Genomic DNA, 20,314 nt, shown 5'->3' with positions numbered 1-20,314 from the left:
ATTACGCCTCTTCTCCACGGTAGACACAACCGGCCGTACAGGTTTCCTTGACGGTCACGGCGCTTAACAGCGGCAGCGTGGGCTTTAGCTGTTGCCAGATCCAGCGGGCAAGCACTTCACTGGTCGGGTTTTCCAGTCCGGGGATGTCATTGAGGTAGTGGTGATCCAGCCGCTCCCAGGTCGGTTTGAACGCGGCTTTCAGTTCGGCGAAATCCATCACCCAGCCGGTATAGGGACTGACCTCACCGGTGATCTCCAGACGCACCATAAAAGAGTGACCGTGCAGGCGGCCGCACTTATGACCGGCTGGCACATGTGGCAGCCGGTGTGCGGCTTCGAACTGGAAATCTTTAAACAGTGTGGTTGGCATGGCGACGCTCTCGTATGATTCAAAAACCGTCGCATACTACCGGAAAGTGCCTTATGACGCACGTTTCCTGACAGCCTCCAGCCTGCCTTCTCTGGGATGCGCGGGTGATAGCTGTCAGTCTTGCCGGACAATCGCCTCAGGGTTCCAGCCTGCCGGTAGCGGTGCCGGGCGTTGTATGGCGATATCACGCAGCGTCAGCTCACGGACCCCTTGGGCAAACAACGCCGGTAAGCCACCGGGGTAGGCCTCTACGCCATAAGCGCGCCCGGTAACGGGGTTCATCAAATAGGCGTTATCCAGTCCCATGCCTGTCGGCCGCTGTGGGTTACAAGGCGGGCGGATGTCATACACACCTTGTTCGGGTGAATCACTTTGGCGCTGTTTCAGCGTGAGCTGGTCAACATCAACACGGCGGATATATCCAGGCGGTGTGCTGTGCAAATTAACCGCCCCTTCACTCACGCCGGACAGACGGATGAACTGCACATCTTCAATCACGCCGGGGAGAATATCCGGGTTGCGGTAGCGTACCGAAACAAAAACCGGATCGGCTTTCCCCCAGTGGCAGGGCGGGGCGGCGACACACTCAAACGTGATATCGCTAAAACGAAGACGCCGAAACGCGCCACCATCGCGTGAAATCAGCCCGATTGCGCGGTTAGAGTCATAAATAGCGCAGTGGCTGACCTGCACATCTTCCACATCGGCAAAGGTTTCCGTGCCAATTTTCAGCGCACAACTGCGCGAACGTAATGTGCAGTGGCTGATGGTGATACGTTGCACCGGGTATTGTATTGCAGCGGGTTTTGCCGTGGTTTTAATGCAAAGGGCGTCATCGGCGGCACTCAGATGGCAGTCAGAAACCCTGACATCCTGACAGCTGTCGAGATTCAGGCCATCGGTGTTGGCCATCGTCATGTCATTGTCTACCGTCAGACGTTCAACGCAAACCTGCCGGCAACTGACCAGATGAACCGTCCACATCGGTGCCTGTTCAATGGTGATGTCTTGCAGGCAGATTTGTTCACAGTCCTCCAGTACCACAATACGCGGTCGATGCTGTGCAGGCAGGCGATATCCCTGTTCGTCGGGTTTTGCACAAAAATAGGCATCGGCGTTGCCGGTAATTTTCCCTTTGCCACACAGTGTGATGTTGCGCTGCCCGCGCGCGTACAGAAATGCTCTGTCAGACAGTTCCGCCTGGCTGAGGGTGGTGGCCTGCGCGAAATCGTTATAGCGCGGGCTGGCAATCAGTTCGGCTCCGGCGTCCAGTTGCAGGCAGAAATGGGAAGGCAGCATTAAGCCGCCCAGCAGATAACGCCCGGCCTGTACAACCAGCGTGCCGCCGCCTTGCGCAGCGATATCATCAATCGCCTGCTGAAACACGGTGGTATCGGGCGTGATGCCATCTGCGGCAGGGCCGTAAGAGTGAATAGCGCATTGCATGATGTGTTCCCGTCAGTTCGGTATGGCGCTATTCCAGCACGCTTTTTTGCCGCAGGCAGCCATGATGCCTGGAAAAACGCGCAGGGTTTAGAGCCTCTTCACAGCCTGAGTGTCGGGCCGGAATGCAATGTGACTTATCTCTCATCCGTTTTATAAGGGAAATTTTCAACTGTGATGACCGTCATGTTTATTGGCGTGATGGCAGTTTCCTGATGCGGGTTAGCCCTGTGGTAGCGGTTTTCTGGCGATTAAATGTGATTAAAGTCACTGGATGGGCTTTTTGCCGACGGCGGGTTGTGAGACAAGCGCAGAAGAAGGGCTGCCATGGTGCCCACACCGCGACAAAACCGGGCATCCCCGCTCAGCGAACCGCTATTTTTCCAGCCTGCACCGCATAATGCGCAACCTGCGGTACTGCCACTCTGGTGAAGCGAAATGTAATCAGTCTATTTTGTCATGGCGGAGAGTGTGATTTATCTGAATATATTCGTACCTGCCTTAACCGCTTTCCGCTGGAAATAAACCTGAAATAACAACATTAAGAGGATCGGGGAATGATGAAAGGACTGGTTGGAGGCGTGTTGTTGGCAGCGACACTTGTCGGTCAGGCTCAGGCCGCAGAACAGGTGACTTTGCGGATGTCCTGGTGGGGTGGCAATAGCCGTCATCAGGCGACACTTGCAGCAATTGATGCATTTCAGAAAAAATACCCAGAGGTGACAGTTAAAGCGGAATATACCGGTTGGGAAGGGTATCTTTCGCGCCTGACGACCCAGATGGCCAGTGGCGAAGAGCCGGATGTCATGCAGCTAAACTGGAACTGGATCCCGATTTTCTCCCGCGAGGGGACAGGCTTCTATGATCTGAACAATCAAAAAGAGGTACTGAAATTACAGGATTTCCCGATAGATGCACTGACAACCGTCAATGGCAAAGTGAATGCGATTTCAGCCTCGCTCAATGGTCTGGTGATGTACTACAACGCCGATACCTGGAAAAAAGCCGGGGTGGCGTACCCCAAAACCTGGGATGAACTGTTCCTGGCAGGCAAGGTGTTTAAAGAGAAACTCGGTGACAATTATTTCCCTCTCGCCTCACCGGCTCAGGATAACGGCGAAGGGGTGCTGGAGCTTATCAATACGTACATGACCCAGAAATTTAAAGTGGGCATGATTAACGAGCAGACCAAGAGCTTTAATTACACCGATGAGCAATGGCTGGAGGCGTTCCGGTTCTACAAACGGTTAGTGGATGAGCATGTCATGCCATCAGCCAGGTATTACAACGCGTTTGGCAAATCCGGGGTATTTGAAACCCGCCCGTGGATAACCGGCGAGTATGGTGGGGCGATGCTGTGGGCATCCATTGTGAAAAAATACGCCGACCCGCTGGCTCCGCCTGCCAAACTGGAGCTGGGGCCTTATATCATGACGCCCGGTTCAGACAACCCAGGGCAGTTTTTCAAACCGTCAATGCTGATTGCCGTCAGCAAAAACAGCAAACACCCGAAAGAAGCGGCGATGTTACTCAACTTCCTGATGAATGACCCGCAAGGCAGCGTGCTGATGGGAACGGAGCGAGGTGTGCCGCTGAGTCGCGTGGCGCGTCAGGCATTGCAGGATAATCAGAAACTTGATGAGAAAGACCTGTCGGTAAAAGGCCTGATGCTGGCGCTGCAATATCCGATGCAAACACCGGTGTCTACCTATATTGAAGACCCGCAGCTCGCCAGCCTGATGCTGCAAACCATAGAACAACTGGACTACGGCAACAAGACGGTGGAAATGTCAGCAAAAGGCTTTAGTGATATGGGAAACCGTATCCTGAAACGGGTAATTCGCTAATCCCCTCTGCCTTCGCGCTACACATCGTCTGCTCACTGTGCAGATACTCAATATAAAGCACCGGTTATGCCGGTGCTTTATCGCGTAAATCCTGGTGGTGGCGGGCACCGCTAGGCGGTGTGCTGGCTTAACAGGTTTAGCTGTTGTTGCAGGCTGGTGGCAAATACACTCGGGCGTTCGGCATCAAACATGGTATGCATACTGACCGGGTAATCACGGTGTTGCAGGCAAAAATCATCCATTTCACGAGCCATCCCCTGTAGTGCCTGAATATTGGTTTTGGCAATCTCCCGCAGCGTCCAGTTATTTTCTACCTGCTGGCAATAATGCAGGGTGAAAAAGGCTTTTTGGGCATGAACAAATGTCCGGCAATAGAGCGTTAACCCACGCCATTCCTGTTGCCAGCGTTGACGCAAAGGCTCGGGCAGTGAGTGGTCGCGCACAAACTGGCTGGCTGCCTGTTGGCTCTGCTCGGCCAGTTGCCAGGCGGCGTCTTTTTCCCGCACCAGTTGGTAAAGGTTCTGGGAGGAAAGCGCGGTGTTATCGCGTGAAAACGTGATATCACGCCCGGAGCCGGGTAGCCAATGGTTACGATTAAGCTGTCCGTAGAGGCTCCAGACGGCCTGCGCATAGCTTGCCGGTAGCAGGCTGTGGCGGTGAAAAACATGCTGGCGTGCATACAGCGACAGCGAAAGCGCCTGCTGTGCCTGCTCCAGCAACGTGCGCATCTGCGTGCAAACCGACTCATCCGGTTGCCACTGCCAGCGTTCGGCAAGCCATTGACGAAATAACGCATTTTCAGTGGCGGCGGGGGCGCGGGTGTTTAACAGTTGTCCACAGGCGAACAGGGTAAACTCACTCAGTGACCCCAAAACCGTGTGATTGTCGAGGCCGTCCCAGCTTAGCCGGCAAATCGTATGCACGATGCGTGGGTTCTTCTCCCGGCACCACAGTAGCCGCCCTTGTACTTCGGTATAGCGCAGGAAAGGCAAATTCCCCCAGCCGACTTCTTCACCGGCTAAATCCAGCTCTACCCAGATATCCCGGTCGAGAAGCTCCAGTAGCGCCGGATTATTGGGAAACTCGGGCCAGAAACGCTCTGGCGTGATTTTTATGGCGGCGGCAACCGTGCCAGGCAGCGAACGGATGGCATCGAGGACGTGTGCGATATCATGCTGGTTTGCGGGAAAGACACGCAGCACCAACTGGCGCTGATGAGCCTGCATGACGTGCGCGATAGCCGCAAACAGCTGGCGATACATCGGTGTGCTATCGGGGGTTTTGCTCAAATCTTTACCGAAATGCTCTTCGCCGGGCGATGGGGCAAAACGCACCAGGCTGTCACTGTTGGATATCGCCAGCATTAAGCCGCCAAGACGGGGAATTTGTTGTAACAGCCGTTCAACTTTGGCGGCCAGATAATCACGCCAGAAGGCGATATCAATGTGGCACTGGCGGGCATCTTCCAGCAACTGCGGGTGCGCAAGCAGTAACTCGGTGGGAAAGGAGAGCACCTTGCATTGCAGATACAGCGTGAGGCCGCGCTCACGACAATAGCTGGCAACTTGGTTGATATACATACAGCGAGAGCGTTTCTGATTACTGATGAGGTCATCAAAATGTGTCGTCTGGTAGGCCGGTGGCGTCACCAGGCTATCCAGAAGGTCAGCCTGCCCCAGTACCAGCGAATCAAAACCGTGACGACGGGCATAGTCCACCAGTACGGTAATTTGCGGCCAGTGCCAGATATCTTGTGTGTTTAGCTCCAGAGCGCGATGTTGCCACATACTGATGAACTCTCCCGAGAATAGGAATGGCGAGTATACCGTCAGCATGAAAGTGGCATGGCATCATTAAAGTCATCCGGTCGGTGAAGTGTGATCAATAACACTTAAAGCAATAGGTATTATCAAAAAAACCATTTAGTCGTTTTGGTTATTAAATATTTCCATCATGTCTTTAATTGTTAAGATGAGGATGAGTACCTTATGTCTCATCTGACTTTTTATTTCATAAATTTGGCTATTGCATGCAACCGGCATTAGCGCCCGCGACCAGAACAAGGATACAGACACCATAATGACAACTTCGGTTTCTCCGACTCCGCTGCTTCCGTTGAGCGCGGAGCAACTTTCGCGTCTTCAGGCCGCGACCGGTGATCTTTCACCGACGCAACTTGCCTGGTTGTCCGGCTATTTTTGGGGCGTGATTCAGCAGCAACCTGCTGGTGTCGCATCGCCCGTTGCAGCAGACCTGTCGCCCGCCGCTGAGGTGATACCACCGGCATCGATTACCCTGATTAGCGCTTCGCAGACGGGCAATGCCCGCCGCGTGGCAGAACAGGCCCGTGACGATTTGCTGGCGGCTGGCCTGCCGGTCACGCTGATTAATGCCGGTGATTACAAATTCAAACAGATAGCTCAAGAAAAGCTGTTGCTGATTGTCACCTCGACGCAGGGCGAAGGTGAGCCGCCGGAAGAGGCGGTAGCGCTGCACAAATTCCTGTTTTCGAAGAAAGCGCCAGCGCTTAACGACACGGCGTTTGCGGTGTTTGGTCTTGGCGACACCTCGTATGAGTTCTTTAGCAAGGCAGGCAAAGATTTTGACAGCCGCCTGGCTGCACTGGGCGCACAACGCCTGCTTGAGCGTGTGGATGCCGATGTCAACTTCCAGCCGCTGGCCGAACAGTGGCGTAGCGAGGTGGTGGCGGCCTTGACAGCGCGTGTGACCAGCCAGCGCACCGCGGCACTGCCTTCTGCGGCGGGAGCCCAGGCGAGTACCACGGTCGCATCGCCATACCATAAAGATACGCCCTACAGTGCGGCGCTGTCGGTTAATCAAAAAATCACTGGTCGTGATTCAGAAAAAGATGTGCGCCATATCGAAATCGATTTGGGGGACTCCGGTTTGCAGTATCAGCCGGGGGATGCACTCGGCGTGTGGTATGAGAACGATCCGGCGCTGGTGCAGGAGTTGCTGTCATTACTGTGGCTGAAAGGCGATGAACCGGTGACAGTTGTCGGAAAACCCCTCCTGCTGGCGGATGCGCTGCAACGCCATTTTGAACTGACACAGAACACGGCACCGATTGTTGAACACTATGCCGGGGTGTCGCGCCACGAGTCGTTACTGGCGCTGTTGTCCGACAAGCCTGCGTTGCAGCAGTATGCCCAGCGTACCCCGCTGGTGGACATGGTGCGTGAAGCGCCGGTGGAGTTAACGCCAGAACAGTTACTTGGCTTGTTGCGCCCGCTCACGCCGCGCCTGTACTCCATTGCCTCTTCACAAGAGGAGGTGGGCCCGGAAGTGCACATTACAGTCGGCGTGGTGCGTTATGACTACGATGGCCGTGCCCGCAGCGGTGGGGCATCGGGCTATCTGGCCGACAGGCTGCAAGAAGAGGGCGCAGTGCGGGTGTTCATCGAACATAATGAGAATTTCCGCCTGCCCGCCAACCCGCAGACGCCGGTCATCATGATTGGCCCCGGCACCGGCATTGCGCCGTTCCGTGCGTTCATGCAACAGCGTGAAGCGCAGAGTGCGGAAGGGAAAAACTGGCTGTTTTTCGGCAACCCGCATTTTACCGAAGATTTCCTCTATCAGGTGGAATGGCAGCGTTATGTCAAAGACGGGGTGCTGACCCGGATAGATCTCGCCTGGTCGCGCGATCAGGCGCACAAAGTCTATGTGCAAGACAAAATCCGTGAAAACGGCGCAGAGGTATGGCGCTGGATTCAGGAAGGTGCACACATTTATGTCTGTGGTGATGCCAACCGTATGGCGAAGGATGTTGAGAAAGCCTTGATTGAGGTTGTGGCGCAGTACGGCGGCATGGATGGCGAGCAGGCTGATGAGTTTTTAAGCGAGCTGCGTCTTGAGCGGCGTTATCAGAGAGATGTGTACTAATGAGCGAAAGATATTCTGGCCCGCTGGTGGTTGAAGGCAAGCTTGCCGATGCTGAACGCCTGAAGCTTGAGAGCAACTACCTGCGCGGTACGATTACGGAAGATTTGAGCGACGGCCTGACCGGCGGATTTAACGGTGACAACTTTCTGCTGATCCGCTTTCACGGCATGTACCAGCAGGATGATCGCGATATTCGCGCCGAACGCGCGGAACAAAAGCTGGAGCCGCGCCATGCCATGATGTTGCGCTGCCGCCTGCCCGGTGGGGTGATGACGCCACAGCAATGGCTGGCTATCGATAAGTTTGCTGAGGAGAAAACGCTTTATGGCAGCATTCGTATCACCAACCGGCAGACGTTCCAGTTTCACGGTATTTTGAAGTCGGATTTGAAATCGGCCCATCAGTTACTGCATGAGGTGGGGCTGGATGCGCTGGCGACCGCCAACGACGTTAACCGTAACGTGTTGTGTACCTCAAACCCGGTGGAGTCGGTGTTACATCAGCAGGCATATGAGTGGGCGAAGAAAATCTCCGAACACTTGCTGCCGCGTACCCGTGCTTACGCCGAGGTATGGCTGGATAAAGAGAAGGTGGCGACCACGGACGAAGAGCCGATCCTTGGGCCGACGTATCTGCCGCGTAAATTCAAGACGACGGTGGTGATTCCACCGCAAAATGATGTTGATTTGCACGCCAACGATCTGAATTTTGTCGCCATCGCCGAAGACGGCCAACTGGTCGGCTTTAACGTGCTGGTCGGCGGCGGGCTGTCTATCGCCCACGGTGATAAGACGACCTATCCACGTACCGCCAGCGAGCTGGGTTTTGTTCCGCTGTCACATACGCTGGCGGTGGCCGAGGCGGTTGTCACCACACAGCGCGACTGGGGCAACCGTACCAACCGTAAAAACGCCAAAACCAAATATACGCTGGAGCGGGTTGGCGTTGAGCGCTTTAAGCAGGAAGTGGAAAACCGTGCCGGTATCGCCTTTGAGGCGGTGCGCCCATACGCCTTTACCAGCCGGGGCGATCGTATCGGCTGGGTGAAAGGGGTGGACAACAAATGGCACCTGACGCTGTTTATTGAAAATGGCCGCCTGCTGGATTATCCGGGGAAACCGTTAAAAACCGGCATGGCGGAAATTGCCAAAATCCACAAAGGTGACTTCCGGCTGACCGCGAATCAAAACCTGATTGTGGCCGGTGTCTCAAGCCGGGACAAAGCCAAAATTGAAGCGCTGGCACGCCAGCATGGCCTGATAGATGACAGCGTGACCGAGCAGCGCCATAACTCCATGGCGTGCGTGTCGCTGCCGACCTGCCCGCTGGCGATGGCGGAAGCCGAGCGTTTTCTGCCGGCGTTTGTCACTCAGGTCGAAGGCGTGATGCAAAAGCATGGCGTCGGGCAAGAGCACATTGTGTTGCGCGTCACCGGTTGTCCCAATGGTTGCGGTCGCGCCATGCTGGCGGAAATCGGGCTGGTTGGTAAAGCGATTGGGCGTTACAACCTGCACCTGGGCGGTAATCGTGAGGGAACGCGCATTCCGCGTATGTACCGGGAAAATATTACCGAAAAAGAGATTCTCGCCGAGATAGATAATCTGGTGGCGCGCTGGGCCACAGAACGCCAGCAGGGTGAAGGCTTTGGTGATTTCACCGTTCGTGCCGGTATTATCAAACCGGTTCTGGACCCGGCGATTGATTTTTATGACTAACAGGAGAGCCTGATGTCTACGCTGAATCTGGAGGCGCTGCGCGCCTTATCGAAACCGGAGCAGAGCGCTGCGCTGGCCGAGGTGAATGTTCATCTGGAAGGGCTGAGTGCGCAGGCGCGCGTTGCCTGGGCGCTGGAAAACCTGCCGGGTGAATTTGTGTTGTCCTCCAGTTTCGGTATTCAGGCCGCCGTCTGTCTGCACCTGGTGACGCAACAGTGCCCGGCCATCCCGGTAGTGCTCACGGATACCGGGTACCTGTTTGCGCAAACCTATCAATTCATCGACCAGTTAACCGAACAGCTGTCGCTTAATTTGCAGGTATACCGCAGCGCGCTGTCGCCTGCCTGGCAGGAAGCGCGTTACGGTAAGCTGTGGGAGCAAGGGATTGAGGGGATTGAGCAGTACAATCAGCTCAATAAAGTCGAGCCGATGAACCGGGCGCTGGACGAGCTTGGTGCAGGCACCTGGTTTGCCGGCCTGCGCCGCGAACAATCTGACAGCCGGGAGCATTTACCGGTGCTGGCGATTCAGCGTGGTGTGTTTAAATTTTTGCCGATTATCGACTGGGATAACCGCACCGTATACCAGTACCTGAAAGCCCACGGCCTGAGCTATCACCCGTTATGGGAACAGGGTTATTTATCTGTCGGCGATACCCACACGACCCGTAAGTGGGAGCCGGGCATGAGTGAAGAAGAAACCCGTTTCTTTGGCCTAAAGCGTGAATGCGGATTGCATGAAGAGTAAGCCCGCAGGCTGGCATCCTTGATGTCTGCCTCGTATCATGGGCCGCCTCCTGTTGCAGGACGGGAGGTGGCCTTTTTTATCCACCCCAGCGTGTGCGACTGTGCCTTTATGATGCCGTGCACCATGAGGCCACACGATGAACGTTGAGGTGATTTCCGTCGTTCAATGAGGTTAACGTGAGGCAGCGGGCGCGAGATGCGTTACTGAAAAAGATAAAGACGCTTATTAAACGTTTTTATTCTTTAACGAAGAGTTTGTTATTCCATTACGGAACTAATCATACTAATTCGGCATTTCATAACCTTTCTGTTCACGTTTTATAGTCGCTTATCCATTTATTCGCTTAGTAAAGGCATCCGTGAACTATCTCCCTATATTTGCCGATCTCCGGCAGCGCACGGTGTTGGTGGTCGGTGGCGGTGAGGTGGCAAGCCGCAAGATTGCGCTATTGCAACGGGCCGGTGCCAGCGTGCGCGTGGCCGCGCACACGCTGAGTGATGTGCTGGCAATCCAGTATCAGGCGAAAGCGCTTGAGTGGGTGGCGCATGAATTTACCCCGGAACTGCTTGATGACGTTTTTTTGGTGATTGCCGCGACGGATGATGCTGCGTTAAATACGCAGGTTTTTACCGAGGCAAACCGCCGCCAGCGGCTGGTGAATGTGGTGGATGACCAGCCGCTGTGCTCTTTTATTTTCCCTTCGCTTATCGATCGCTCTCCGCTGGTTGTGGCGGTGTCGTCCGGTGGGCAGGCTCCGGTATTAGCCCGCCTGTTACGCGAAAAACTGGAAGCCTTGTTACCGGCTCGGTTGGGCATGATGGCCGAAATAGCCGGACAGTGGCGTGCTCGTATCAAACAGCGGTTGACGTCGGTCACGGAACGCCGTCGCTTCTGGGAGCGTGCTTTTGGCGGGCGTTTCGCCAGTCTGGTTGCCGCAGGCCAACTGACGCAAGCCGAACAGGCGCTGGCCGCGCAATTGGCGCAGCCTGATACCGCACAAGGGGAAGTCGCGCTGGTTGGTGCCGGGCCGGGTGATGCGGGCCTGCTGACGTTGCGCGGTTTACAGGTTATCCAGCAGGCGGATGTGGTGCTGTATGACCATCTGGTCAGCGCTGAGGTGCTGGAGCTGGTGCGCCGTGATGCCGAGCGTATCTGCGTGGGTAAACGCGCCAGCGCGCATCTTTTGCCGCAAGACGAAATCAACGCGTTGCTGGTGAAGCTGGCGCAGGAAGGAAAAAAAGTGGTGCGCCTTAAAGGTGGCGACCCGTTTATGTTTGGCCGTGGCGGCGAGGAGTTACAACAACTGGCGCAGGCTGGTATTCCGTTTCAGGTGGTGCCGGGGATTACCGCCGCCGCCGGGGCGACCGCTTATGCCGGTATCCCGCTGACTCACCGTGACTATGCCCAGAGTGTGACGTTTATTACCGGGCACTGTCGGGCACAAGGCGATGAGCTGGAGTGGTCAACGCTGGCGCGTGGCCGGCAGACGCTGGCGATTTACATGGGGTCTGTCAAAGCCGCACAGATAAGCCAGCAGTTAATTGCGCATGGGCGTGCGCCCGAAACGCCGGTCGCGGTGATAGGCCGAGGAACGCGTCAGGATCAATCTGTGCTGACCGGGACGCTGGCCGAGCTCGAACAACTGGCACAACACGCGCCTTCACCAGCCCTGCTGGTCATTGGCGAAGTGGTGAATTTACACCAGCATCTTGCCTGGTTTGGCGAACAAGCGCGGATGACGCCGACTGACGGGCGTCCGGCCGTGGTAAATCTGGCTTAAGGTTAAAGGTATGGACGAGAAAAGACTCACGCATTTAAAACAGCTTGAAGCGGAAAGTATTCATATCATTCGTGAGGTGGCAGCTGAATTTGGCAACCCGGTGATGCTGTACTCGATTGGTAAAGACTCTTCGGTGATGCTGCATTTGGCTCGTAAAGCGTTCTTTCCCGGCACGCTGCCGTTTCCGTTATTGCATGTGGATACCGGCTGGAAATTCCGTGAAATGTACGAATTTCGTGACCACACGGCTCAGGCTTACGGTTGTGAACTGCTGGTGCACCGCAACCCGGAAGGCGTGGCGATGGGCATTAACCCCTTCGTGCATGGCAGCGCCAAGCATACTGACATCATGAAAACCGAAGGGCTCAAGCAAGCGCTGGATAAATACGGTTTTGATGCTGCGTTTGGTGGCGCGCGTCGTGATGAAGAAAAATCGCGTGCGAAAGAGCGTATCTACTCGTTTCGGGATCGCGCCCATCGCTGGGACCCGAAAAATCAGCGTCCTGAATTGTGGAATAACTACAACGGCCAGATTAACAAAGGCGAAAGTATCCGCGTGTTCCCGCTCTCTAACTGGACTGAGCTGGATATCTGGCAATACATCTATCTGGAAAATATCGATATCGTGCCGCTCTATCTGGCGGCTGAACGTCCGGTGTTAGAGCGTGATGGCATGCTGCTGATGGTGGATGACGATCGTATTGATTTGCAGCCCGGCGAAGTTATCACCCAGCGGATGGTGCGTTTTCGTACCCTTGGCTGCTGGCCGCTGACCGGTGCGGTCGAGTCTCAGGCCAGGACCTTGCCAGAAATCATCGAAGAGATGTTGGTTTCGACAACCAGCGAGCGTCAGGGACGGGTGATTGACCGCGATCAGGCCGGCTCCATGGAGCTGAAAAAGCGTCAAGGGTATTTCTGAGGAATCGTCAAATGAATCATAGCATTGCAAAACAGATTGCCGATCAGGGCGGGGTTGAAGCGTATCTCCATGCACAGCAGGATAAAAGCCTGCTGCGTTTTCTCACCTGCGGCAGCGTTGACGACGGGAAAAGCACTCTGATTGGCCGCTTGCTGCACGATACCCGCCAGATTTACGAAGATCAGCTCTCAACACTGCACAATGACAGTAAACGTCTTGGCACTCAGGGTGAGAAACTGGATTTGGCGTTGCTGGTCGATGGCTTGCAGGCTGAACGTGAGCAAGGCATCACCATTGATGTGGCCTACCGCTATTTTTCTACCGAAAAGCGCAAGTTTATTATTGCTGATACGCCGGGGCATGAGCAGTACACCCGCAACATGGCCACCGGCGCATCGACCTGCGAACTGGCTATTTTGTTGATCGATGCGCGTAAAGGCGTGCTTGACCAGACCCGCCGTCACAGTTTTATTACGACGCTGCTTGGCATTCGCCATCTGGTCGTGGCGGTGAATAAAATGGACTTGGTGGAGTACAAGCAGTCGGTATTCGAGCAGTTTAAGCAGGATTACCTGGATTTTGCCCGCCAGTTACCGGCGGATCTCAATATTACTTTTGTACCTATCTCTGCACTTGATGGCGATAACGTCGTGGCTGCTGGTGGCAATATGCCCTGGTATCAGGGGCCTTCGCTTCTGGCGGTGCTTGAGAGCGTGAATGTGGCCTCCCATAACCTCAGGCAACCGATGCGTTTCCCGGTGCAGTACGTCAACCGCCCGAATCTTGATTTTCGCGGCTATGCAGGCACGCTGGCATCCGGTGTGGTGCAGGTTGGCCAGCGGGTGAAAGTGTTACCTTCTGGTGTCACCTCAAGCGTAAGTCGCATAGTCACCTTTGATGGCGATTTGACGCAGGCGCAGGCAGGCGAAGCAGTCACGCTGGTGCTATCAAGTGAAATTGATATCAGCCGGGGCGACTTGCTGGTGGATGGTGATGAAACCCTGACGGCGGTGCGCAGCGCGAAGGTGGATGTGGTCTGGATGGCAGAGCAGCCTTTGCTGGCCGGGCAGAGCTACGACATCAAGGTGGCGGGCAAGAAAACCCGTGCCCGTATAGAGCGCATCCACTATCAGGTGGATGTCAACACGCTGGCGCACCATGAGGCGCAGAGCTTGCCGCTCAATGGCATTGGCCTGGTGGAACTGACATTTGATGAGCCGCTGGTGCTGGAGGCCTACGCACACAATCATGTCACCGGTGGCATGATTTTCATCGATCGCCTGAGTAACGTGACGGTGGGAGCCGGATTGGTAAAAGAGACGCTCGGTTTGTCTGACGCACAACATGCCGCATCCTACAGCGCGTTTGAGCTGGAATTGAATGCCTTGATTCGCCGCCACTTTCCGCACTGGGGTGCGCGAGATTTACTGGGGGGAAATAAGGTGACAGTGCATCAGGCTCACGTAACCGCGCCTGCGGATGAGAATGTGGTATGGCACGACCACGCCATCACGCGTGACGATCGCGAGCGCCAGCATGGGCATCGCGGCGCAGTTATCTGGTTTACCGGTCTGTCCGGCTCCGGCAAGTCAACGCTTGCTGGCGCGCTGGAGCAGGCCCTGGCTGCGCGTGGTATCAGTACCTACCTGCTCGATGGGGATAACGTCCGTCACGGCCTGTGCCGTGACCTTGGGTTTAGCGATGACGACCGGCGTGAGAACATTCGGCGGGTAGGTGAAGTGGCCCGTCTGATGGTAGATGCCGGGCTGGTGGTATTAACGGCTTTTATTTCTCCTCACCGGGCCGAGCGTCAAATGGTGCGCGAGCGTCTTGATAATGGGCAATTTATCGAGGTGTTTGTCGATACGCCTCTGGCGACGTGTGAAGCGCGCGACCCGAAAGGGCTGTATAAAAAAGCGCGTGCAGGACAACTGCCGAACTTCACCGGTATTGATGCGGTTTATGAGGTGCCGGAACAGCCGGAACTGCACCTTGATGGCCAACAATTGGTAACAAATTTAGTCACTGAATTATTAGATATGCTGCATGGTCGCGCTATCATCTAACCCTTAGCCCGTCCCTGATAATGGGGTAAAGCAGGAACCATGATGCAACGTGCGACGTCCTTGCCTGACAGTGAATCATCATGTTCTGATGACGAGGAACCTGCCTCCTCGTCATCAGGGGCACTGAGTGGGGCGCTGGTTGGTTTTTGCTGTTACTGGCTGGCTTTTTCCCTGCCATTCACCTTTTTTGGCTTCAATTCCACGCTGTTGCTGATGTTATACACCTGGCCCTTCTTTTTAGCGCTGATGCCGCTATCGGTGTTAATCGGCATGCTATTTCGCGTTTTCTGCCAGCACAACATCGCCTTGATGATGCTGTGTTGCGCTATCACTATCCCCGGCGTGTTCTGGCTGGTGTTCTTGCTGATTCGTGGTTGGTAAGGCGCAGAGGTGCCCGCCTGTTGCGCTGTTGCGTGAATTCTCGTTGTGCGGTGAAGAGATCGGCCCTGCCGCAGGCGTACTGTTTTTCATCAGCATGAACACAGGCCGCTGGCGAAGGTGGAGTCCTGACAAAAGTTATGGGATGATTAGGCGGCTTTTCAGGGGGCTGGATGGGAAAACTTTCGCTGTTATTGTTGATTCTGCTCGGTTGGCTGCAATATTCGCTCTGGCTGGGTAAAAACGGTATTCATGATTATGTGCGGGTGAAGGATGACGTAGCGGTGCAACAGGCCAATAACGTCAAGCTGAAATCCCGTAACGAACAGCTGTTCGCTGAAATTGACGATCTTAATGGTGGTCAGGAAGCCATTGAAGAGCGGGCGCGTAACGAACTCGGCATGACCAAACCCGGTGAGAGTTTTTATCGTCTGGTGGTGGATCAGTCACAGAACCGCAGTGGCGGGCCGTCATCGGCCAAATCCGGGTCTTCCGCTTTATCATCAACCTCATCCATGTCTCGCTAGGTTATGTCTATCCAACACGCTTCTCTGAGTGATGTGGTCGCTATTTTGCCTGCCGCCGGTAGCGGCAGCCGCATGCAGAGCGACCGCCCTAAGCAGTATCTTTCCATTGGTAATAAAACCATTCTTGAACATACCGCTGCCGGGCTGCTGCGCCATCCGCGTATTCAGCGTCTGGTTATCGCCATCAGCGCGGATGACCCTTACTTTTCAACGCTGCCTTTGGCAAATGATCCGCGCATTGACGTGGTGACTGGCGGCGCACAACGTGCCGATTCTGTGCTGGCCGGGTTGCGCCATATCAAACAGGAGAGCTGGGTGCTGGTGCATGACGCCGCTCGCCCTTGTCTGCACCCGGATGATTTGTCTCGTTTACTGGCGCTGACCGGTGAGAGTGACGTAGGGGGCATTCTGGCGACCCCGGTGCGTGACACCATGAAGCGCGGGCGTGAAGGGCGGATTGACCACACGGTAGAGCGCGAGGCGCTATGGCATGCCTTAACACCGCAACTGTTTCCGCTATCACTGTTACGTGCGAGTCTGGAACGCGCGCTGAGAGAGGGTGCCATCATCACCGATGAAGCCTCGGCGCTGGAATATGCGGGCTATCAGCCGCGGCTTGTGCCGGGCCGGGCAGATAACATCAAAGTGACCCGCCCTGAAGATTTGGCTTTGGCCGAATTTTACCTGACGCGACTGTCTGAACATTCATCAACACAAGAATAAAAGGAGCCTTACCAATGCGTATCGGCCACGGTTTTGATGTGCACAAATTTGGCGGAGAAGGCCCGCTGGTGATTGGCGGGGTACGAATTCCTTATGAGCGTGGATTGCTGGCTCATTCCGATGGTGACGTGGTGTTGCATGCCGTGACGGATGCCCTGCTGGGCGCGGCTGCAATGGGCGATATTGGTAAATTGTTTCCCGATACCGACCCGGCATATCGCGGGATTGATAGCCGTGAGTTACTGCGCGAAGCCTGGCGACGCATCAGTGCCAAAGGCTATCAGCTCGGTAATTTGGATGTCACCATCATTGCCCAGGCTCCCAAAATGGCTCCCCATATCCCGCAAATGCGCGTCAATATTGCCGAAGACTTGCTATCACACATGGATGAGGTGAATGTAAAAGCGACCACGACAGAACAACTGGGGTTTACTGGCCGGGGAGAAGGCATTGCCTGTGAAGCGGTTGTCTTGCTGGTAAAAGGCGAGATGACCGAAGTGGTGGCATGGTGATGACGACTGATTCGCTGTTGTGGTTATACGGTAAACCGCAGGCAACTGGCGTGTTGCGCGCCTCGGACGATGATTTTACGGTTATTGAAGACCTGGGTTTTACGCCAGATGGTGAGGGTGAACATGTGCTTGTCAGGCTGCGTAAGCGCGGCTGTAATACGCTGTTTGTCGCCGAGGCGCTGGCAAAGTTCGCGGGTATTGCGGCGCGTTCCGTCAGCTATGCCGGACTGAAAGACCGCCATGCTGTTACCGAGCAGTGGTTTTGCCTGCATTTGCCGGGTAAAACAGACCCGGAATGGTCAGCGTTTGCGCTGGAGGGATGTGACATTCTTGAGGCCCAGCGCCATCGCCGTAAAGTGCGGATTGGTGCGCTGCGTGGCAATGCATTCCGGCTGGTGTTACGCGATATCAGTGACCGGGCAGAAGTCTCGGCTCGTCTGGAACAGATAGCCAACGGCGGCGTTCCCAATTACTTTGGCAGCCAGCGTTTTGGGCGAGCTGGCAACAATCTCGAACAGGCCAGACGCTGGGCCAATAACGAAATTCGCGTGAAAGAGCGCAGTAAACGCAGTTTTTATTTATCTGCGGTGCGCAGTGAATTGTTTAATCGCATTACCAGTACACGTCTTGAAAACTATGGCTCGACTCAGGTATTAATCGGTGATGCGTTGCAACTGGCAGGGCGGGGGAGCTGGTTTGTTGCCAACGAGGAAGAGTTACCCGAGTTACAGCGGCGAGTCAGTGCGGGTGAACTGCTGATCACCGCCCCCTTGCCTGGTCAGAATGAATCCGGCACACAGGCTGATGCGCTGGCATTTGAGCAGCACTGTCTGGACGATCAGGCGCTGTTGTTATCACTGTTAGCCCGTGAACGCGTGGAGAGCGCACGCCGCGCCATGATGCTTTATCCGCGTGATATTCGCAGTGTATGGCAGGATGATGCCACGCTTGAGCTGCATTTCTGGTTGCCCTCCGGGTGTTTTGCCACCAGCGTGGTGCGGGAATTACTCATCGCCCAAGAGCCGGATGTTGAGGCAATGGTGGCAGAGTGAAGGGGCTGGCAGGGGAGATAAACCTCTGCAATGCGGGCATACCAGGCGACTGTATGCCCCAGGAAGGGTATGTTAACGGCGTTTTCTTTATTCTTAGAGAGCGGAGCGAGTGGATGGGGTTGACGAAGGCCGGGGTTGGCAGGCAATGGTGAACAAACGTGTGCAGACATTGTTGGTATTGCTTCGCCAATTGGGCATTCAGGATGAACGCCTGTTACAGGCGATGGCTGCTGTTCCCCGTGAGCGTTTTGTTGACGAGGCGTTTGAGCATAAAGCTTATGATAATGTGGCGTTACCGATAGGCTCCAGCCAGACCATCTCTCAGCCCTATACCGTTGCCAGGATGACTGAGCTGTTGCGTTTAACGCCGCAATCGCGGGTGCTTGAGATTGGCACTGGGTCTGGTTACCAGACGGCTATTCTGGCGCATCTGGTTCAACATGTTTTTTCGGTCGAGCGTATTAAAGGGTTACAGTGGCAGGCGAAGCGTCGTCTCAAACAGCTGGATCTGCACAACGTTTCCACCCGTCATGGTGATGGCTGGCAAGGATGGGCCTCGAAAGGGCCGTTTGATGCGATTATCGTGACAGCCGCGCCACCGGAAATTCCACCTGCACTGATAGCGCAGCTTGATGAAGGCGGCATCATGGTGCTGCCTGTGGGAGAACAGCAGCAGCTCTTGCAACTGGTGTTGCGTCGTCATGGTGAATTTGTCATTCAGACGGTGGAAACGGTTCGATTCGTTCCGCTGGTCAAAGGTGAATTGGCCTGATACCGTCTCGTCGCCGGTTTATTCAGATTTATCGGTAAACGTCTGCCTTTAAAATTTCAATACAACTGTCTTATGGTGGTAACGGATTGATATTGATAGGCTGTATCCGTCGTTATCCGTGTCGTATACGTATTTGCGAAGCGCTGTCAGCCATCGCTGATGGATAAATATCGCTAAAGACAAATAAATAGCCATTTTATTTCCTCGTTTCGCATCGTTGCCTGTGGTGAATGTGTTTTTTCATGCGGGCTCGGGGCCGGATAGTTTTTCGTCATTTTAGGTTATAGGGGGAGTTTGGCGCATGGGAAGCCAAATCGTGAACTGGCGTCAGATAGCAGTGTGTTCGGTTGTGACCTTAAGTCTGGCCGGTTGTGCAAATGATAACAATGCCCCGATCAGCAATATCGGTGATAATGGCAGTGCCAGCCGCACTGCGAATACCGGTACCTACTCACCACCACCACGTATTTCCAGTGCCAGCAACATGGGCAGTGGGGCCAGCCGTAGTGCGGCGTTACCGATGCCCTCCACGGTAGCAAGCCCGTCCTCGACAGATGCCTCGATAGCCAGTCATGAAGGCAAAATAGTCTATAACCGCAGCTATAACAGCATTCCCAAAGGGAGCTATACCGGTAATAGTTATACCGTGAAGCGCGGTGACACATTGTTCTATATCGCCTGGATCTCGGGTAATGATTACCGTGAGCTGGCCCAGCGCAACAATATTGCCGAGCCGTATAGCCTGAATGTCGGGCAGACACTGGCCATTGGCAATAACATGAATACCAATGGCAATGGGATGACACAAGGTATGGCGGTGGCGTCGGCGTCGGCGTCTCCGGCTCCTGTCATCACACCGTCAACGCCGGTTATTACGCCTTCGCCAGTAGATAACAGTGCTTCATCGGGGCATATGTTGCCGGAAAATGCGGCAAAAGCGTCTGGAAATGGGCGTATGTTGTCGGGTAATACATCTTCGGGTTCTGGTCACATGTTGCCTGCCAACGCGGCGACAGCCGCGGTGGCGGGTTCAACACAAATGCAAACGGCGCAGGTTGATTCTCAACCAACTAATGCGTATTCTGAGGGTTCGGGTAAACAGAATTCGGGCGGCAAAATGCTGCCTGCGGCAGGTGCGGCGACTACAGCGCCTGCTACCGAACCGACGCAGACGAACACGGCAATTGCCGGTTGGCGTTGGCCTACAGACGGGAAAGTCATAGATAGTTTCTCAGCCTCAGAGGGGGAAATAAAGGGATTGATAATCGCCGGCTCACGTGGGCAATCCGTTATTGCTACTGCCTCAGGGCGCGTAGTCTATGCGGGTAACGCGTTACGCGGTTACGGGAATCTGATTATCATCAAGCATAATGATGATTACCTGAGCGCCTATGCCCATAACGAAACCATGCTGGTCCGGGAACAACAAGAGGTAAAGGCGGGTCAACAAATTGCTACCATGGGTAGCACCGGAACCAGTTCAGTACGCTTGCATTTTGAAATTCGTTACAAGGGGAAATCCGTAAACCCGCTGCGTTTTCTTCCGCAGCGATAAAT

General features: G+C 54.9%; 17 protein-coding genes and 1 pseudogene. 15 read left to right on the top strand and 3 right to left on the bottom strand.

The window, feature by feature from the left end; genetic code table 11:
• Window position 1 precedes the first annotated feature (1 nt).
• The gene (gene queD, locus DAQ1742_RS16105) at window positions 2-370 is read right to left on the bottom strand and encodes a 6-carboxytetrahydropterin synthase QueD (RefSeq protein ID WP_035343880.1); all 369 of its coding nucleotides are present in this window, start codon (window positions 368-370) and stop codon (window positions 2-4) included.
• Window positions 371-484: 114 nt separating this feature from the next.
• The gene (locus tag DAQ1742_RS16100) at window positions 485-1,816 is read right to left on the bottom strand and encodes a glycoside hydrolase family 28 protein (protein WP_067487282.1); all 1,332 of its coding nucleotides are present in this window, start codon (window positions 1,814-1,816) and stop codon (window positions 485-487) included.
• Between the two features lie 557 nt (window positions 1,817-2,373).
• Between DAQ1742_RS16100 and DAQ1742_RS16095 the strand changes: the two genes are divergently transcribed.
• Window positions 2,374-3,660, top strand: coding sequence for an ABC transporter substrate-binding protein (locus tag DAQ1742_RS16095; RefSeq protein ID WP_035346284.1), 1,287 nt, complete (start codon window positions 2,374-2,376; stop codon window positions 3,658-3,660).
• A gap of 110 nt (window positions 3,661-3,770) precedes the next feature.
• Here the strand turns inward: DAQ1742_RS16095 and DAQ1742_RS16090 are convergent, their stop codons facing one another.
• Window positions 3,771-5,447, bottom strand: coding sequence for a hypothetical protein (locus tag DAQ1742_RS16090; RefSeq protein WP_035343875.1), 1,677 nt, complete (start codon window positions 5,445-5,447; stop codon window positions 3,771-3,773).
• Between the two features lie 292 nt (window positions 5,448-5,739).
• On the opposite strand from DAQ1742_RS16090, the gene cysJ reads away from it, so the two are divergent.
• From cysJ to nlpD, 14 genes and pseudogenes are all read left to right on the top strand, one after another.
• Window positions 5,740-7,566 (top strand): NADPH-dependent assimilatory sulfite reductase flavoprotein subunit, encoded by a 1,827-nt coding sequence (cysJ, locus tag DAQ1742_RS16085; RefSeq protein ID WP_035343873.1) that lies wholly within the window; start codon window positions 5,740-5,742, stop codon window positions 7,564-7,566.
• Window positions 7,566-9,281, top strand: a complete 1,716-nt coding sequence (gene cysI, locus DAQ1742_RS16080; protein WP_035343871.1) for an assimilatory sulfite reductase (NADPH) hemoprotein subunit — start codon at window positions 7,566-7,568, stop codon at window positions 9,279-9,281. Before cysJ ends, cysI begins: the two co-directional genes overlap by 1 nt.
• A gap of 12 nt (window positions 9,282-9,293) precedes the next feature.
• Complete coding sequence (locus DAQ1742_RS16075) at window positions 9,294-10,028, top strand: phosphoadenylyl-sulfate reductase (protein WP_035343869.1); 735 nt, start codon at window positions 9,294-9,296, stop codon at window positions 10,026-10,028.
• A 358-nt stretch (window positions 10,029-10,386) separates the two neighbouring features.
• Window positions 10,387-11,808 (top strand): siroheme synthase CysG, encoded by a 1,422-nt coding sequence (cysG, locus tag DAQ1742_RS16070; protein WP_035343867.1) that lies wholly within the window; start codon window positions 10,387-10,389, stop codon window positions 11,806-11,808.
• 10 nt (window positions 11,809-11,818) lie between these two features.
• Window positions 11,819-12,727 carry a sulfate adenylyltransferase subunit CysD gene (cysD, locus tag DAQ1742_RS16065; RefSeq protein WP_035343865.1) on the top strand — a complete coding sequence of 303 codons (909 nt, stop codon included), beginning with the start codon at window positions 11,819-11,821 and terminating at the stop codon, window positions 12,725-12,727.
• 11 nt (window positions 12,728-12,738) lie between these two features.
• A pseudogene (cysN, locus tag DAQ1742_RS16060) lies at window positions 12,739-14,163 on the top strand (sulfate adenylyltransferase subunit CysN); the annotation flags it as partial.
• A 6-nt stretch (window positions 14,164-14,169) separates the two neighbouring features.
• The gene (gene cysC, locus DAQ1742_RS20650; protein WP_035343861.1) at window positions 14,170-14,793 is read left to right on the top strand and encodes an adenylyl-sulfate kinase; all 624 of its coding nucleotides are present in this window, start codon (window positions 14,170-14,172) and stop codon (window positions 14,791-14,793) included.
• A gap of 39 nt (window positions 14,794-14,832) precedes the next feature.
• The gene (locus DAQ1742_RS16055) at window positions 14,833-15,174 is read left to right on the top strand and encodes a DUF3561 family protein (protein ID WP_035343859.1); all 342 of its coding nucleotides are present in this window, start codon (window positions 14,833-14,835) and stop codon (window positions 15,172-15,174) included.
• 170 nt (window positions 15,175-15,344) lie between these two features.
• Window positions 15,345-15,698, top strand: coding sequence for a cell division protein FtsB (gene ftsB, locus DAQ1742_RS16050; protein ID WP_035343857.1), 354 nt, complete (start codon window positions 15,345-15,347; stop codon window positions 15,696-15,698).
• Between the two features lie 3 nt (window positions 15,699-15,701).
• Window positions 15,702-16,421 carry a 2-C-methyl-D-erythritol 4-phosphate cytidylyltransferase gene (gene ispD / locus DAQ1742_RS16045; RefSeq protein WP_035343855.1) on the top strand — a complete coding sequence of 240 codons (720 nt, stop codon included), beginning with the start codon at window positions 15,702-15,704 and terminating at the stop codon, window positions 16,419-16,421.
• A gap of 14 nt (window positions 16,422-16,435) precedes the next feature.
• A complete protein-coding gene (gene ispF / locus DAQ1742_RS16040) occupies window positions 16,436-16,933 on the top strand; it encodes a 2-C-methyl-D-erythritol 2,4-cyclodiphosphate synthase (RefSeq protein WP_035343853.1) in 498 nt (165 codons plus the stop codon).
• Entirely contained in the window at window positions 16,933-17,985 is a 1,053-nt protein-coding gene (gene truD / locus DAQ1742_RS16035; protein ID WP_035346282.1) for a tRNA pseudouridine(13) synthase TruD, read from the top strand. The genes ispF and truD overlap by 1 nt, the downstream gene beginning before the upstream one ends.
• A gap of 145 nt (window positions 17,986-18,130) precedes the next feature.
• Window positions 18,131-18,757, top strand: coding sequence for a protein-L-isoaspartate(D-aspartate) O-methyltransferase (locus DAQ1742_RS16030; RefSeq protein ID WP_035343850.1), 627 nt, complete (start codon window positions 18,131-18,133; stop codon window positions 18,755-18,757).
• 301 nt (window positions 18,758-19,058) lie between these two features.
• The gene (nlpD, locus tag DAQ1742_RS16025; protein ID WP_180706175.1) at window positions 19,059-20,312 is read left to right on the top strand and encodes a murein hydrolase activator NlpD; all 1,254 of its coding nucleotides are present in this window, start codon (window positions 19,059-19,061) and stop codon (window positions 20,310-20,312) included.
• Window positions 20,313-20,314: the final 2 nt, after the last annotated feature.

The sequence above is a fragment of the Dickeya aquatica genome, assembly GCF_900095885.1.
GTDB classification, from domain to species: domain Bacteria; phylum Pseudomonadota; class Gammaproteobacteria; order Enterobacterales; family Enterobacteriaceae; genus Dickeya; species Dickeya aquatica.
This window is presented reverse-complemented; position numbering and strand designations above follow the sequence as displayed.

Coding starts and splice junctions, on each gene's coding strand:
- nlpD (WP_180706175.1), top strand. CDS start 19,059: ATGGGAAGCCAAATCGTGAACTGGCGTCAGATAGCAGTGTGTTCGGTT.
- ftsB (WP_035343857.1), top strand. CDS start 15,345: ATGGGAAAACTTTCGCTGTTATTGTTGATTCTGCTCGGTTGGCTGCAA.
- DAQ1742_RS16100 (WP_067487282.1), bottom strand. CDS start 1,816: ATGCAATGCGCTATTCACTCTTACGGCCCTGCCGCAGATGGCATCACG.
- ispF (WP_035343853.1), top strand. CDS start 16,436: ATGCGTATCGGCCACGGTTTTGATGTGCACAAATTTGGCGGAGAAGGC.
- cysD (WP_035343865.1), top strand. CDS start 11,819: ATGGACGAGAAAAGACTCACGCATTTAAAACAGCTTGAAGCGGAAAGT.
- ispD (WP_035343855.1), top strand. CDS start 15,702: ATGTCTATCCAACACGCTTCTCTGAGTGATGTGGTCGCTATTTTGCCT.
- cysJ (WP_035343873.1), top strand. CDS start 5,740: ATGACAACTTCGGTTTCTCCGACTCCGCTGCTTCCGTTGAGCGCGGAG.
- queD (WP_035343880.1), bottom strand. CDS start 370: ATGCCAACCACACTGTTTAAAGATTTCCAGTTCGAAGCCGCACACCGG.
- DAQ1742_RS16030 (WP_035343850.1), top strand. CDS start 18,131: ATGGTGAACAAACGTGTGCAGACATTGTTGGTATTGCTTCGCCAATTG.
- DAQ1742_RS16090 (WP_035343875.1), bottom strand. CDS start 5,447: ATGTGGCAACATCGCGCTCTGGAGCTAAACACACAAGATATCTGGCAC.
- DAQ1742_RS16095 (WP_035346284.1), top strand. CDS start 2,374: ATGAAAGGACTGGTTGGAGGCGTGTTGTTGGCAGCGACACTTGTCGGT.
- cysI (WP_035343871.1), top strand. CDS start 7,566: ATGAGCGAAAGATATTCTGGCCCGCTGGTGGTTGAAGGCAAGCTTGCC.
- truD (WP_035346282.1), top strand. CDS start 16,933: ATGACGACTGATTCGCTGTTGTGGTTATACGGTAAACCGCAGGCAACT.
- DAQ1742_RS16075 (WP_035343869.1), top strand. CDS start 9,294: ATGTCTACGCTGAATCTGGAGGCGCTGCGCGCCTTATCGAAACCGGAG.
- DAQ1742_RS16055 (WP_035343859.1), top strand. CDS start 14,833: ATGATGCAACGTGCGACGTCCTTGCCTGACAGTGAATCATCATGTTCT.